Origin of the sequence: Zobellella endophytica (assembly GCF_003012775.1) — a bacterium.
Taxonomy (GTDB): domain Bacteria; phylum Pseudomonadota; class Gammaproteobacteria; order Enterobacterales; family Aeromonadaceae; genus Oceanimonas; species Oceanimonas endophytica.
In genome coordinates, this window is record NZ_PXYG01000005.1 from 280,690 (window position 1) to 294,156 (window position 13,467).

Annotated in this window: 16 protein-coding genes; 14 read left to right on the top strand and 2 right to left on the bottom strand. The window is 62.5% G+C overall.

Annotated elements, in window-relative coordinates; all coding sequences use genetic code 11:
* The first annotated feature begins 104 nt into the window (after positions 1 to 104).
* The 4 genes from yajC to nlpI all read left to right on the top strand — a co-directional run bounded on the left by yajC (position 105) and on the right by nlpI (position 4,255).
* Entirely contained in the window at positions 105 to 431 is a 327-nt protein-coding gene (gene yajC / locus C7H85_RS13260; RefSeq protein WP_106730174.1) for a preprotein translocase subunit YajC, read from the top strand.
* Between the two features lie 21 nt (positions 432 to 452).
* Complete coding sequence (secD, locus tag C7H85_RS13265) at positions 453 to 2,306, top strand: protein translocase subunit SecD (RefSeq protein ID WP_106730175.1); 1,854 nt, start codon at positions 453 to 455, stop codon at positions 2,304 to 2,306.
* 11 nt (positions 2,307 to 2,317) lie between these two features.
* The gene (gene secF, locus C7H85_RS13270; protein WP_106730176.1) at positions 2,318 to 3,262 is read left to right on the top strand and encodes a protein translocase subunit SecF; all 945 of its coding nucleotides are present in this window, start codon (positions 2,318 to 2,320) and stop codon (positions 3,260 to 3,262) included.
* 117 nt (positions 3,263 to 3,379) lie between these two features.
* Positions 3,380 to 4,255: a lipoprotein NlpI gene (gene nlpI / locus C7H85_RS13275; RefSeq protein WP_281257633.1), complete on the top strand. Its 876-nt coding sequence runs from the start codon at positions 3,380 to 3,382 to the stop codon at positions 4,253 to 4,255.
* A 24-nt stretch (positions 4,256 to 4,279) separates the two neighbouring features.
* Here the strand turns inward: nlpI and C7H85_RS13280 are convergent, their stop codons facing one another.
* Both C7H85_RS13280 and ubiU read right to left on the bottom strand, forming a co-directional pair.
* The gene (locus C7H85_RS13280) at positions 4,280 to 5,179 is read right to left on the bottom strand and encodes a U32 family peptidase (protein ID WP_106730178.1); all 900 of its coding nucleotides are present in this window, start codon (positions 5,177 to 5,179) and stop codon (positions 4,280 to 4,282) included.
* Positions 5,180 to 5,187: 8 nt separating this feature from the next.
* Positions 5,188 to 6,183 (bottom strand): ubiquinone anaerobic biosynthesis protein UbiU, encoded by a 996-nt coding sequence (gene ubiU, locus C7H85_RS13285; protein WP_106730179.1) that lies wholly within the window; start codon positions 6,181 to 6,183, stop codon positions 5,188 to 5,190.
* Between the two features lie 151 nt (positions 6,184 to 6,334).
* Here ubiU and ubiT point away from each other — a divergent pair, with 151 nt between their 5' ends.
* The 10 genes from ubiT (at position 6,335) to iscX (ending at position 13,192) form a co-directional block, all read left to right on the top strand.
* Positions 6,335 to 6,853 carry a ubiquinone anaerobic biosynthesis accessory factor UbiT gene (ubiT, locus tag C7H85_RS13290; protein ID WP_106730180.1) on the top strand — a complete coding sequence of 173 codons (519 nt, stop codon included), beginning with the start codon at positions 6,335 to 6,337 and terminating at the stop codon, positions 6,851 to 6,853.
* Positions 6,854 to 6,918: 65 nt separating this feature from the next.
* Positions 6,919 to 7,647 (top strand): tRNA (cytosine(32)/uridine(32)-2'-O)-methyltransferase TrmJ, encoded by a 729-nt coding sequence (gene trmJ, locus C7H85_RS13295; protein WP_106730181.1) that lies wholly within the window; start codon positions 6,919 to 6,921, stop codon positions 7,645 to 7,647.
* Positions 7,648 to 7,730: 83 nt separating this feature from the next.
* On the top strand, positions 7,731 to 8,228 hold the full coding sequence (gene iscR, locus C7H85_RS13300) for a Fe-S cluster assembly transcriptional regulator IscR (protein WP_106730182.1): 498 nt from the start codon (positions 7,731 to 7,733) through the stop codon (positions 8,226 to 8,228).
* 50 nt (positions 8,229 to 8,278) lie between these two features.
* The gene (locus C7H85_RS13305; RefSeq protein ID WP_106730183.1) at positions 8,279 to 9,493 is read left to right on the top strand and encodes an IscS subfamily cysteine desulfurase; all 1,215 of its coding nucleotides are present in this window, start codon (positions 8,279 to 8,281) and stop codon (positions 9,491 to 9,493) included.
* Between the two features lie 42 nt (positions 9,494 to 9,535).
* The gene (gene iscU, locus C7H85_RS13310; protein ID WP_106730184.1) at positions 9,536 to 9,922 is read left to right on the top strand and encodes a Fe-S cluster assembly scaffold IscU; all 387 of its coding nucleotides are present in this window, start codon (positions 9,536 to 9,538) and stop codon (positions 9,920 to 9,922) included.
* Positions 9,923 to 9,934: 12 nt separating this feature from the next.
* Positions 9,935 to 10,258: an iron-sulfur cluster assembly protein IscA gene (gene iscA, locus C7H85_RS13315; protein WP_106730185.1), complete on the top strand. Its 324-nt coding sequence runs from the start codon at positions 9,935 to 9,937 to the stop codon at positions 10,256 to 10,258.
* 10 nt (positions 10,259 to 10,268) lie between these two features.
* Complete coding sequence (gene hscB, locus C7H85_RS13320; protein WP_106730186.1) at positions 10,269 to 10,787, top strand: co-chaperone HscB; 519 nt, start codon at positions 10,269 to 10,271, stop codon at positions 10,785 to 10,787.
* 5 nt (positions 10,788 to 10,792) lie between these two features.
* Entirely contained in the window at positions 10,793 to 12,637 is a 1,845-nt protein-coding gene (gene hscA, locus C7H85_RS13325) for a Fe-S protein assembly chaperone HscA (protein ID WP_106730187.1), read from the top strand.
* A gap of 2 nt (positions 12,638 to 12,639) precedes the next feature.
* Positions 12,640 to 12,978 carry an ISC system 2Fe-2S type ferredoxin gene (gene fdx / locus C7H85_RS13330; RefSeq protein ID WP_106730188.1) on the top strand — a complete coding sequence of 113 codons (339 nt, stop codon included), beginning with the start codon at positions 12,640 to 12,642 and terminating at the stop codon, positions 12,976 to 12,978.
* Positions 12,979 to 12,991: 13 nt separating this feature from the next.
* Positions 12,992 to 13,192 (top strand): Fe-S cluster assembly protein IscX, encoded by a 201-nt coding sequence (gene iscX, locus C7H85_RS13335; protein ID WP_106730189.1) that lies wholly within the window; start codon positions 12,992 to 12,994, stop codon positions 13,190 to 13,192.
* Positions 13,193 to 13,467: the final 275 nt, after the last annotated feature.

Below are 13,467 nucleotides of genomic sequence, written 5' to 3' on the forward strand. Positions count from 1 at the left end.
TGCCATCCCAGGTATGTCACGGTCGGCTTAGCTGTATCCTTCCGTTGCCTGGCGGGTTGTGACTCGGTATCCAGCTTTTAACCATCAACGAGGAACCAAAACGAATGGATATTATCTCTAAAGCCCACGCTCAGGGCGGTGCCGCCGGTGGCGGTATGGAAATGATCATCATGCTGGTCGTGTTCGGCCTGATCTTCTACTTCATGATCTTCCGTCCCCAGTCCAAGCGGGTGAAAGAGCACAAGAACCTGATGTCTTCCCTGAGCAAGGGCGACGAGGTGCTGACCAACGGTGGCCTGGTGGGTAAAATCTCCAAGATCTCCACCGAAAACGACTACGTGGTACTGAGCCTGAGTGAACAGACTCAAGTGACCATCAAAAAGGACTTCATCACCGCCGTCCTGCCCAAGGGCTCTATCCAGTCCCTTTAATTCCCTATCGAGGAGCACAGCGTGTTAAATCGATATCCGCTGTGGAAATACTTGATGGTGATCGCCGTGATCACCATCAGTTTTCTTTATGCAGCACCCAATCTGTTTGGTGAAGACCCTGCGTTGCAGGTGTCCGGATCCCGCGGTACCCAGGTTACCCCTGCGACCCTGACTCAGGCCCAACAGACGCTCAGCGAAGCCGGCATCGACGTGATCAGCGCCGCCCTGGCCGACAATCAACTGCTTATCCGTTTTCGCAATACCGACGATCAGCTCAAGGGCAAGGACCTGGTGGCGGAAACCCTGGGCGAGGACTACATCGCCGCCCTCAACCTGGCGCCGTCCACCCCTTCCTGGCTGGAAGCCATAGGCGCCGGTCCGCTCAAACTGGGCCTGGATCTGCGCGGCGGCGTGCATTTCCTGATGGAAGTGGACATGGACGAGGCCCTGAACCGGGTACAGGAACAGATGGTGCAGGACTTCCGCACCGATCTGCGTGAACAGCGCCTGCGTTATTCCGGGGTGCTGACCCAGGACGACGGCGCCCTGATGGTGTTCCGCGAGGCCGAGACTCGCAATCAGGCCATGAGCTACCTGCGCGGCCGTTATCCGGATCTGGTGTTCTCCGAGCGGGACAGCGGCGACAACGCCGGCCTGTTTGCGGTGATGAGCGAGCAGCGGCTGAAGGAAGTGAAGGAATACGCCCTGCAGCAGAACATCACTATCATCCGCAACCGGGTCAACGAACTGGGTGTGGCCGAGCCGCTGGTGCAGCGCCAGGGCGCCGAACGCATCGTGGTGCAGCTGCCCGGTATCCAGGACACCGCTCGGGCCAAGGAAATCCTCGGCGCCACCGCTACCCTGGAATTCCGCCTGGTGGATGACAGCGCCGACGTGGCCGCCGCCGCCGCCGGCCGGGTACCGCCCAACAGCGAGCTGTTCCGGGGACGGGACGGTCGGCCGGTGGTGCTGCAAAAACGCATCATCCTCACCGGCGAGCACATCGTCGACGCCAGCTCCGGCATGGACGAGTTCAGCCGTCCGCAGGTGAACATCAGCCTGGACGCCCCCGGCGGCAGCCGCATGGCCGATTTCACCAAGGACAACGTGGGTCGCGCCATGGCCACCGTGTTCACCGAATACAAGCCCACCGACGAGCGCGACGAAGACGGCTCCCGCCAGTTCCGCAAGGATCAGGAAGTGATCAACGTGGCCACCATCCAGTCGCGGCTGGGGCGCAGCTTCCGCATCACCGGTATCGACTCCATGGCGGAAGCGCAGAACCTGGCGCTGCTGCTGCGGGCGGGCGCCCTGATCGCCCCGATCCAGATCGTGGAAGAACGCACCATAGGCCCGAGCCTGGGACAGCAGAACGTGGAGAACGGCCTGATGGCTATGGTCTACGGCATGCTGGCGGTGGTGCTGTTCATGACCATCTACTACCGCAAGTTCGGCCTGGTGGCCAACGCCGCCCTGCTGGCCAACGTGGTGATCATCATCGGCGTGATGTCGATGGTACCGGGGGCGACCATGACGCTGCCGGGCATCGCCGGCATCGTGCTCACCATCGGCATGTCGGTGGACGCCAACGTGCTGATCTTCGAGCGGATCCGCGAAGAGCTGCGCGACGGGCGCGGGGTACAGCAGGCGATTCACATCGGCTACGAGAAGGCGCTCGGCACCATCGCCGATGCCAACATCACCACCCTGATCACCGCCGTCATCCTGTTCGCGGTGGGCACGGGCCCGATCAAGGGCTTCGCCGTGACCCTGATGATCGGTATCCTCGCCTCCATGTTCACCGCCATCGTCGGTACCCGGGCCCTGGTTAACCTGATCTGGGGCGGCAAGCGTCTCAGCAAACTGTCGATATGAGGAAATAACCGATGTTTGAGATCCTCAAGACCAACGCGCCCATCCGCTTCATGCGCTACTCCAGGGCGGCCACCGTGCTGTCCCTGGTGCTGGTGGCCCTGTGCTTCTTCAGCCTGTTCACCCGCGGCCTGAACTGGGGCCTGGACTTCACCGGCGGCACCGTGGTGGAAGTGGCCTTCGAGCAGGCGGTGGTACTGGACCAGGTGCGTGACCGCCTCAACGAGGCGGGACTGCCCGGTGCCACGGTGCAGAACTTCGGCACCAGCCGGGATCTGCTGATCCGCCTGGCGCCGCAGGAAAACGTGGATGTACAGCAGCAGGGCGAGTCGGTGCTGGCGGCCATGCAGCAGGTATCGCCGTCCGCCGAGATGAAGCGGCTGGAGTTCGTCGGCCCGGCCATCGGCGAAGAGCTGGCCGAACAGGGGGGCCTGGCCATCCTGGTGGCGCTGCTGTGCATCCTGGTGTACGTGGGCATGCGTTTCGAGTGGCGGCTGGCCTCCGGTGCCGTGCTGTCCCTGGCCCACGACGTGATCATCACCCTGGGGGTGTTCTCCTGGCTGCAGATCGAGGTGGACCTGACCATAGTGGCCGCCCTGCTGACGGTGGTGGGCTACTCGCTCAACGACACCATAGTGGTGTTCGACCGGGTACGGGAAAACTTCCGCCGGGTGCGCGACACCACCACCGCCCAGGTGTTCGACGAGGCCATTACCGATACCCTGAGCCGGACCCTGATCACCTCGGCCACCACCCTGGTGGTGGTGGTGGCGCTGTTCCTCAAGGGGGGAGCGCTGATCCACGGTTTTGCCACCGCCCTGCTGCTGGGTATCGGCTTCGGTACCTACTCGTCCATCTACATCGCCAGTGCCTGGGCCATGCTGCTCGGGGTGCAGCGGGAGCACATGCTGCCGCCGCAGGTGGAGAAGGAAGGGGCGGACCAGGAGCCGCTGCCGTAAGGTGTTATTGCAAAGGGGCCCGTTGTGCCCCTTTTTGTTGTGAAATGCATTTGCAACATGACAAACGTCGTGGAGCTGCATAACATGTGGTCATAATAAGACAAGTTCGGAGCCGTCTTGAACGACAGATTTTTGCTCGGCCCTCTAGCCCTGATTAGTGTAATGCTGGCCGGTTGCAGTGCGCCCCAGGTGGTTACTCCCACCCTGGTGTTGCCGGTGCCGATGCAGGTGTCCTATGAAAGCGAGCTGGGCATCGCCCGCCTGGGGCAGTTGCTGAATTCCCCTCAATTAACGCCCGAACAGCGTGCCGAGCTGTTCTTTCAGCGCGGCGTGGTGTTCGACCGGGTGGGGCTGCGCGCCATGGCGAGACTGGATTTCAACCGGGCGCTGCGGGAGCGGCCGGACTTTGCCGACGCCTACAACCTCAACGGCGTCTACCTGACCCAGAACCAGGAGTTCGACGAGGCCTATGAGGCCTTCGACTCGGCCCTGGAGCTGGCGCCGGATTATGCCTATGCCAATCTCAACCGGGGTATCGCCCTCTATTACGGCGGGCGGCCCGGGCTGGCGGCGCGGGATCTGAAGACCTTCCTCGATGAAGATCCGAGCGATCCCTACCGGCTGCTGTGGTGGTACCTGGCGCTGGAGCAGAGCGATCCCGAGCAGGCCCGCGATCGCCTGATCGCGCACCAGCAGCAATTCGGCACCGACGAATGGGCCTGGGATATCGTCAACGTTTACCTCGGCAAGGTGACCGACGAGCAGTTGCTCAACCGCATCGCGGAGGAGAGTGCGGACAACCAGGAGCTGGCCGAGCGGTTGTGCGAAGCCTACTTCTATCTCGCCAAGCAGGCCCAGCGCAACGAGCAGCCGGAGCAGGCGGCGGTTTACTTCAAGCTGGCCCTGGCCACCAATATCTACGACTTCGTCGAACACCGCTATTCCCTGCTGGAGCTGGACCTGCTCGGCGAGCAGGCCCGGCTGAAGCGATAAGCGAGGGGGCCTTGGCCCCCTCGGCTATTCCACCTCCATTCCCGCCGGTGACGGCAGCCATTCCATGCCCGACAGTTGGTTCCAGTAGCCGTTGCAGAAGCGGGAGGCGAGCGGGTAAGGGCGGGGCTGTCCGACCTGCTCCGAAAACCGTCCTGTCCAATCCAGGCACTCGGGGCTGTGGGCGCTGAGGCGCACCGCGTCCACCCAGCCCCGCATGCCCGCCACGTCGTTGATCAGGTTGTAGCAGTAGCCGGACTGGGTCTGGATGCCGTTGAGGTTGAACACCGGCTGGCCTTCCTGGGTGTTGGCCCGGCGGCCGGCGGGATACTTGATGCACACCAGCTCGCACTCGTCCTTGGGCCGGTTTTCCGCCCGGGCGGTAAAGCAGCGGGCCGAGTAGGCCAGCGGCAGGTAGCCGTAGCCGAACACCTCCAGTTGAAACCGGGATCTGATGCCCGCCGCCTCCGCCGCCCGGTGAATATCGAGCAGCCAGCTGCGCGACAGCTCCACCGGCGGCACCCAGGTGGTCATGCCCCGGTCCAGCAGCAGTCGCAGGGTGTCCAGGTTGTAAACGTTGAGCGCCGGGCCGGCGACGAAGGGCAGATGGTGTTCATGGGCCAGCTGTACCGCGCCCAGATCGTTGGCCTCGATCTGCAGGTCGCCGTTGTCACACAGTTTCCTGATGGTCAGCAGCTCCGCCGGCGACTGGATCAGCGCCAGGGTGGACAGCACCACCTCCTTGCCGGCGGCATTCAGCTCCCGGGCCAGCGCCAGCCAGTCGGCGGTTTTCAGCTCCCGCCGCTTGGGGCAGACGGTCTCGCCCAGATAGATGCGCCGGCAGGGGGTGGCCAGGGCGGCCCGGTAGAAGTCTTCCACCTGTTGTTTGGGCCAGAAGAACAGCAGGGGTCCGAGGTGAAGTTGCATGTCCGCTCCTATTGCCATTTGCGATGAAAGGCACCCAGGGTGCTCTGGCTGCCTTCGCAGACCCCGTCGAGCCGCTGTGACCAGGCAGGCTGAACCTCATAGCCTTCGGGCGCCGCGAGAAAGGCATCCAGCGCCTGGCGCCAGACCCGGGTGACCTCGGCCACATAGGCGGGGCTGCGCTGGCGACCCTCTATCTTGACCGACTTGACCCCCAGCCGGGCCAAATCCGGGATCAGGCTCAGGGTATTGAGGCTGGTGGGCTCCTCCAGGGTGTGGTACGGCTTGCCGTCCACCTCGAAGCGGCCCTTGCACAGGGTGGGGTAGCCGGCCTGCTCGCCCTCGGCGAAGCGGTCGATCAGCACTCCGTTCAGGCGCGACTCCAGTTGCTCGCCGTTTTCCTCCCAGCGCACGAAGCGGGCCGGGGAGCAGGCGCCTACCGTATTGGGACTTTCTCCGGTGAGGTAGGAAGACAGGTAGCAGCGCCCTTCGGCCATGATACACAGGCTGCCGAAGGCGAACACCTCCAGCTCGGCGTCGGTATCCCTGGCTATCTGGCGCACCTGCTGGATCGACAGCACCCGTGGCAACACCACCCGCCGGACCTTGAAGTGCTCCCGGAAAAAGCGGATGGCGGCGGCGTTGGTGGCGCTGGCCTGTACCGACAGGTGCAGCTCTGCCCGGGGGTAGGTGCGGGCGGCGTAGGCGAGGATGGCGGTATCGGCGATGATCAGCGCGTCGGCGCCCAGGGCCACCGCCTGATCCACGGCGCCCCGCCACAGCCTTTCATTGCCCTGATGGGCGAAGGTGTTGATGGCCACATGCAGCTTGCGCCGGTGGCGCCTGAGGTAGTCCACGCCCTGCTGCAGGCCGCGTTCGGTGAAATTCAGGCCGGCGAAGTGGCGGGCGTTGGTCTGGTCTTTGAAACCGATATAGACGGCGTCGGCACCCTGGTCGACGGCCGCCTTCAGCGCCGGCAGGCTGCCGGCGGGGCAGAGTAGTTCCATAATGTTCACTCCGGTTCAGAAGGCGGTCAGTCTAAGCAGGGTTGGTTAATTGGCATTTGATTTGAAACAAAATCGAGGTGATTTGATTTGGCGCAGGAAGCGAAAGGGCGCGTCGTGTTCTGATGGCGTTTTGTCTGTCGAGGAGTCTCTTATGCTGCAGCACCTGTGCACCCGGATCAGCCGGCGCGGACCGGCCCTGTTGGGCAAGCCGCTGCATTACCTGCCCCGCCGGCTGCAGTCGCCGGTGGTCGAGGCGGTGCTCAACCGGGTTCTGGCCGAGCCGATCCGGGAGGGGGAACTGGACTTCCTGCACCAGCGCCGGCTGCAGCTGTGGGTGCCGGATCTGGACTACCGGCTGACCCTGAGCTTTGTCGGGGAGCGTCTCAGCCTGCTGCCGGACAGCGAGGCCGACGTGGTGATCCGTTGCGGGCTGAACGACCTGATCCGGCTCAGTGCCGGGCAGCGGGATCCGGATACCCTGTTCTTCCAGCGCCGGCTGCTGATCACCGGCGACACCGAACTCGGGCTGGAGTGCAAGAACCTGCTCGACCGGCTGGAGCCCGGGTTGCAGCCGGCCTGGCTGCGGCGGCTGCTGCAACTGCTGGCGGCGATCCTGCAGCGGGCCGAGTCATCGCCTTCGACCAAAAGCGGAGCCCGGCCCGGAGGATAACACCTGATCCCGCATCATGACTGTGCTAGAATCCTGCGCCTTAAGCACAGTGGGACCCCGTGGATATGCTTGAGCAAGTACGTATCGTTTTGGTGAACACCTCGCACACCGGTAATATCGGCTCTGCCGCCCGGGCCATGAAAACCATGGGCCTGGGTGAACTGTGGCTGGTCGACCCGGTTACCCTGCCGGATGGCCAGGCGGTGGCCCTGGCGGCCGGCGCCAGCGACATCCTGGCCCGCGCCCGCACTGTGCCGACCCTGGCCGAGGCGGTGGCCGACTGCGGCCTGGTGATCGGCACCAGCGCCCGTTCCCGCACCTGGTCCTGGCCCATGCTCGATGCCCGCGAGGCCGGCGAGAAGGCCATGGCGGAAGCGCCCAGGCACAAGGTGGCGCTGGTGTTCGGGCGGGAACGGACCGGGCTCAGCAACGAGGAACTGCAGCAATGCCATTTCCACGTGGCCATTCCCGCCAATCCGGAATACAGCTCGCTCAACCTGGCGATGGCGGTGCAGACCCTGAGCTACGAAGTACGCATGGCCTGGCTGGCACTGGAGCCCGTGGCGCCGGTGGAGCAGGAATACCCGCTGGCGGAGGATCTGGAGCGGTTTTACCGGCATCTGGAGCAGACCCTGCTGGATACCGGTTTTATCATCCAGCCTCATCCGGGCCAGGTGATGACCAAGCTGCGCCGGCTGTTCAACCGGGCCCGGCCCGAGTCACATGAGCTGAACATACTGCGCGGCATCCTGACCTCGGTACAGAAGCGACTGGAGCGGCAGGAGTCTGAATAGTCGACCGTTTTAGTCGGACAAATACTTGACTGAAACACTCGGGTATGACACCCTGACGGCATGTCTGGAAACGGTTTACATTCATGAGACTGACATCAAAAGGGCGTTACGCGGTCACTGCCATGCTGGATGTGGCACTGCATGCCGAATCGGGCCCGGTATCCCTGGCCGACATCTCCGAGCGTCAGGGAATATCCCTGTCTTACCTCGAGCAATTGTTCGCCCGTCTGCGCAAGCAGGGGCTGGTCAGCAGCGTGCGCGGCCCCGGTGGCGGCTATCTGCTGGGGATGCAGGCTTCCGCCATTTCGGTGGGCGCGGTGATTGCCGCCGTCGATGAGTCGGTGGATGCCACCAAGTGTCAGGGCAAGGGCGACTGCCAGAGCGGAAACCAGTGCCTGACCCACTCGTTGTGGTGTGCGCTCAGTGACCGGATCAGTAATTTCCTCGATGGCATCAGCCTGGCGGAGCTGGTCAACCAGAAAGATGTCCGGCGTATTTCCGGGCAGCAAGACAATAACCTGAACATGCTGACCCTGGGTGAATCCGGGCAACAGCAAGTGAGCCTGAAAGTTCAACTTTAAATGTCGATGACAAGACTGCCGAACAGGGCAGCGTTGGAACGGAGAATATGATGAAACTGCCCATTTATCTCGACTATGCGGCTACCTGCCCGGTAGACCCTCGCGTCGCCGAAAAAATGATGCAATACCTGACCGCGGACGGTATTTTCGGTAACCCGGCTTCCCGCTCGCACCGCTTCGGCTGGCAAGCCGAGGAAGCGGTCGACATCGCCCGCAACCAGATCGCCGAGCTGATCAACGCCGATCCGCGCGAGATCGTATTTACCTCCGGCGCCACCGAGTCCGACAACCTGGCCATCAAGGGCATCGCCAATTTTTACGGCAAGAAAGGCAAGCACGTCATCACTTCCAAGACCGAGCACAAGGCGGTGCTGGATCCCTGCCGTCAGCTGGAGCGTGAAGGCTTCGAAGTGACCTACCTGGATCCCCAGCCCAACGGCCTGTTCAGCCTGGAGCAGATCGAAGGCGCCATGCGTGCCGACACCATCCTGGTGAGCATCATGCATGTCAACAACGAAACCGGCGTGATCCAGGACGTCAAGGCCATCGGCGAGCTGTGCCGCAGCCGCAAGATCATGTTCCATGTGGATGCCGCCCAGAGCGCGGGCAAGACCGCCATCGACGTACAGGACATGAACATCGATTTGCTGTCCCTGTCCGCCCACAAAGTCTACGGCCCCAAGGGCATCGGCGCCCTCTACGTCTGCCGCAAGCCGCGGGTACGGCTGGAAGCCCAGATGCACGGCGGCGGCCACGAGCGCGGCATGCGCTCCGGTACTCTGGCCACCCACCAGATCGTGGGCATGGGCGAGGCCTTCCGTATCGCCAGGGAAGAAATGCAGACCGAAGGCGAGCGCATCCGGGCGCTGCGCGATCGTCTGTACCATGGCGTGAAAGACATCGAAGAAGTCTATGTGAACGGCGACCTGGAGCAGCGGGTACCGGGCATTCTCAACATCAGCTTCGCCTATGTGGAAGGCGAGTCGCTGATCATGGCGCTCAAGGATCTGGCGGTGTCTTCCGGCTCGGCCTGTACCTCCGCCAGCCTGGAGCCCTCCTATGTGCTGCGTGCCCTGGGGTTGAACGACGAGCTGGCGCACAGCTCCATCCGCTTCAGCATCGGCCGTTTTACCACGGAAGAACAAATTGATTACGCCGTGCGCCTGGTCAACGAGGCCATCGGCCGCCTGCGCGACATGTCTCCGCTGTGGGAGATGTTCAAGGACGGCGTGGACCTGGAAAAAGTTGAGTGGGTACACCATTAAAGGTGTCTAACGGATTAAAGGATTGGTGAGGAGTTTTACATCATGGCTTACAGCGAAAAAGTAATAGATCACTATGAAAACCCCCGCAACGTGGGCGGTTTCGACAAGAACGACCCCAACGTGGCTACCGGCATGGTCGGTGCACCGGCCTGCGGTGACGTGATGAAACTGCAGCTGAAGATCAGCGACGACGGCATTATCGAAGATGCCAAGTTCAAGACCTACGGTTGCGGCTCCGCCATCGCTTCCAGCTCGCTGATCACCGAGTGGGTCAAGGGCAAGAGCCTGGACGAGGCGGCCAGCATCAAGAACACCCAGATCGCCGAAGAACTGGCCCTGCCGCCGGTGAAGATCCACTGCTCCATTCTGGCGGAGGATGCCATCAAGGCGGCGATTGACGATTACAAGAAGAAGAAGAACCTGGCGTAAGGCGGAGACATTATGGCGATCACCATTACCGATGCAGCAGCCCAACGGGTGCATACATTCTTGAGCAACAGGGGCAAGGGCGTGGGATTGCGGCTGGGGGTCAAGACTTCCGGCTGTTCCGGCCTGGCCTATGTACTGGAATTCGTTGACGAGTTGTCCGAAGGCGACCAGGTGTTCGAGCATGGCGATGTAAAGGTGATCGTCGACAGTAAAAGCCTCGTCTATCTGGATGGGACCGAGCTGGACTTTGTCAAAGAAGGCCTGAACGAGGGCTTCAAATTCAACAACCCCAACGTGAACGGGGAATGTGGTTGCGGCGAAAGTTTCAACGTTTAAGGATATCGGCATGAATTACTTTGAGCTGTTTGGCTTGCCGGAGCAATTCGCACTCGATACCCAGACGCTGGCCGACACCTACCGCCAGCTGCAGATGCAGTTCCATCCCGATAAATTCGCCGCCCGCCCCGAGCGGGAGCGCCTGCTGGCGGTACAGCGTGCCGCCCAGATCAACGATGCGTTTTCCACCCTCAGGCAACCGCTGAACCGGGCGGAATACCTGCTTTCCCTGCACGATACCGATATCCGCGGCGAACAGCAGACCCTCAAGGATCCCGCCTTCCTGATGCAACAGATGGAATGGCGCGAGCAGCTTGAAACCATACCGGAAGCGCCCGATGTGTGTGCCGCCATCCTCTCCTTCGAACGCGAGCTGAGCCAGGCTTCCGATGCGCTGTACCATGAGCTGGCGGGGCAGTTGGGCGAGTATCAATGGCCGGCGGCGGCGGATACGGTACGCAAACTTAAATTCATGACCAAGCTGCAGTCCGAACTCGAGCGGTTGGAAGACGCGCAGCAGGAATTCTGAACTCCATGGCATTACTTCAAATTTCCGAGCCGGGCCAGAGCGCGGCCCCGCACGAACACAAATGGGCCGTCGGCATCGATCTCGGCACCACCAATTCGCTGGTGGCCGTGGTGCGCAGCGGCCTGGCCGAAACCCTGCCCGATGAGCAGGGGCGCGCGCTGCTGCCTTCGGTGGTGCATTACCTCGAGGACGGCCTGCGGGTGGGTTATGACGCCAAGGTCGAAGCCGAGCTGGATCCGCAGAACACCATCGTCTCGGTCAAGCGGCTGATGGGCAAGGCGCTGGCGGATATTCCCCGCCACAAGCTGCCCTATGCCTTCAACGACACCGGCAGCGGCATGATCGAGCTCAACACGCCCCAAGGCACGGTCAATCCGGTGCAGGTGTCGGCCGAGATCCTGCGGCACCTGGCCCGGCGGGCCGAGTCCAGCCTGGGCAGTCCCGTCCAGGGCGCGGTGATCACGGTGCCGGCCTACTTCGACGATGCCCAGCGCCAGGGCACCAAGGACGCGGCCCGCCTGGCCGGCCTCGAGGTACTGCGCCTGCTCAACGAACCCACCGCCGCCGCCATCGCCTATGGCCTGGACTCCGGCCAGGAAGGGGTGATTGCAGTCTACGATCTGGGCGGCGGTACCTTCGATATCTCCATTCTGCGCCTGCACAAGGGGGTGTTCGAGGTGCTGGCCACCGGCGGTGATTCCGCCCTGGGCGGCGACGACTTCGACCATGCGCTGGCCGACTGGATCCAGCAACAAGCCGGTATTACCGAACTGAGCCCGACCCAGCAGCGCAACCTGCTGGACACGGCTTGTGCCGCCAAGCAGGCGCTGACCGACCGCGAGCGGGTGTCCCTGAGCTGGGAAGGCTGGCAGGGGGAACTGACCCGGGCCGAGTTCGAGGCGCTGATCGCTCCCTGGGTCAACAAGACCCTGATGGCCTGCCGCCGCGCCCTGAAGGACGCCGGCGTGACGGCGGAAGAGGTGCTGCAGGTGGTGATGGTGGGCGGCTCCACCCGGGTGCCGCTGGTGCGTGAGCGGGTGGGCGGGTATTTCGCCCGCGAGCCGCTGACCAGCCTGGATCCGGACAAGGTGGTGGCCATCGGCGCCGCCATCCAGGCCGATGTGCTGATCGGTAACAAGCCGGACAGCGATATGCTGCTGCTCGACGTGATCCCGCTGTCGCTGGGGCTCGAGACCATGGGCGGCCTGGTGGAGAAGATCATCCCACGCAACACCACCATCCCGGTGGCCCGGGCCCAGGAATTCACCACTTTCAAGGACGGCCAGACCGCCATGGCCATCCATGTGGTGCAAGGGGAACGCGAGCTGGTGGCGGACTGCCGCTCCCTGGCCCGTTTCAACCTGACCGATATTCCCCCCATGGCCGCCGGCGCCGCCCATATCCGGGTGACCTTCCAGGTCGATGCCGACGGCCTGCTGTCGGTCAGCGCCATGGAAAAATCCTCCGGGGTACAGGCGTCCATCGAGGTCAAGCCATCCTACGGCCTGCAGGAAGATGAGATCGCCAGCATGCTGAAGGCCTCCTTCCAGTACGCTCAGGAGGACATCGCCGCCCGCATGCTGGCCGAGCAGAAGGTGGAAGCGGCGCGGGTGATTGAAAATATCGTCAGTGCCCTGGCCGCCGACGGCCAGGGCCTGCTGAACGAGCAGGAACGAGCCGAGATCCTTGCCGCCGTCGAGGCTTTGCGCCAGGCGGCCGAAGGCAGTGATGTAGAAACCATTAAGCAGGCGATAGAGCAGACCGACAAAGGGACGGCGGAGTTCGCCGCCCGCCGGATGGATGCCTCTATTCGCAAGGCCCTCGCCGGCCAACGTGTTGATAAGGTGTAAAGATGCCCAAGATTATTTTTCTGCCCCATGCAGAGCTGTGCCCCGAAGGGGCCGCCGTTGACGCCGCTACCGGGGAAACCGTATTGGACGTAGCCTTGCGCAGTGGCATTGGTATTGAACACGCCTGTGAGAAGTCCTGCGCCTGTACCACCTGTCACGTGATAGTGCGCGAAGGTTTCGACTCGCTGGAAGAAAGCAGCGAGCTGGAAGACGACATGCTGGACAAGGCCTGGGGGCTGGAGCCGGAATCGCGTCTCGGCTGCCAGGCCAGGATCAGCGATGAGGATCTGGTGGTTGAAATCCCCAAATATACGGTGAATATGGTATCGGAAGGTCACTGACCCGGGAGGAGCCATGAGTCTGAAGTGGATAGACAGCCAGGACATCGCCCTGGCCCTGTTGGAGGCGTATCCGGACACGGATCCCAAGACGGTGCGTTTTACCGACTTGCATCAGTGGATCTGCGAGCTGGAAGACTTTGATGACGATCCCGCTCATTCCAACGAACGCATTCTCGAGGCCGTGATCATGGCCTGGATGGATGAATACGAATAAGCCGACATAAGCCATAAGCTGGAAGCCGGAAGCAGCCCGAGTCGCGGGCTGCCGTGGTTGGACGGTGGTTGGGCTTCGGAGCCGGCTGGACGAGCCATGCCTGTATAAGGTCGAAATAGATAGACAAGCCGAAGCGTCGGCCCGAGTATTCTAGCTTCTAGCTTCTAGCTTCTAGCTTCTAGCTTCTAGCTTCTAGCTTCTAGCTTCTAGCTTCTAGCTTCTAGCTTCTAGCTTCTAGCTTCTAGCTTCTAGCTTCTAGCTTCTAGCTTCTAGCT

Bases quoted from the DNA above. Each gene is read 5' to 3' on its own strand.
- hscA (WP_106730187.1), top strand. From the start codon at position 10,793: ATGGCATTACTTCAAATTTCCGAGCCGGGCCAGAGCGCGGCCCCGCAC.
- C7H85_RS13305 (WP_106730183.1), top strand. From the start codon at position 8,279: ATGAAACTGCCCATTTATCTCGACTATGCGGCTACCTGCCCGGTAGAC.
- yajC (WP_106730174.1), top strand. From the start codon at position 105: ATGGATATTATCTCTAAAGCCCACGCTCAGGGCGGTGCCGCCGGTGGC.
- trmJ (WP_106730181.1), top strand. From the start codon at position 6,919: ATGCTTGAGCAAGTACGTATCGTTTTGGTGAACACCTCGCACACCGGT.
- secF (WP_106730176.1), top strand. From the start codon at position 2,318: ATGTTTGAGATCCTCAAGACCAACGCGCCCATCCGCTTCATGCGCTAC.
- iscR (WP_106730182.1), top strand. From the start codon at position 7,731: ATGAGACTGACATCAAAAGGGCGTTACGCGGTCACTGCCATGCTGGAT.
- iscU (WP_106730184.1), top strand. From the start codon at position 9,536: ATGGCTTACAGCGAAAAAGTAATAGATCACTATGAAAACCCCCGCAAC.
- iscA (WP_106730185.1), top strand. From the start codon at position 9,935: ATGGCGATCACCATTACCGATGCAGCAGCCCAACGGGTGCATACATTC.
- C7H85_RS13280 (WP_106730178.1), bottom strand. From the start codon at position 5,179: ATGCAACTTCACCTCGGACCCCTGCTGTTCTTCTGGCCCAAACAACAG.
- ubiU (WP_106730179.1), bottom strand. From the start codon at position 6,183: ATGGAACTACTCTGCCCCGCCGGCAGCCTGCCGGCGCTGAAGGCGGCC.
- hscB (WP_106730186.1), top strand. From the start codon at position 10,269: ATGAATTACTTTGAGCTGTTTGGCTTGCCGGAGCAATTCGCACTCGAT.
- fdx (WP_106730188.1), top strand. From the start codon at position 12,640: ATGCCCAAGATTATTTTTCTGCCCCATGCAGAGCTGTGCCCCGAAGGG.
- ubiT (WP_106730180.1), top strand. From the start codon at position 6,335: ATGCTGCAGCACCTGTGCACCCGGATCAGCCGGCGCGGACCGGCCCTG.
- iscX (WP_106730189.1), top strand. From the start codon at position 12,992: ATGAGTCTGAAGTGGATAGACAGCCAGGACATCGCCCTGGCCCTGTTG.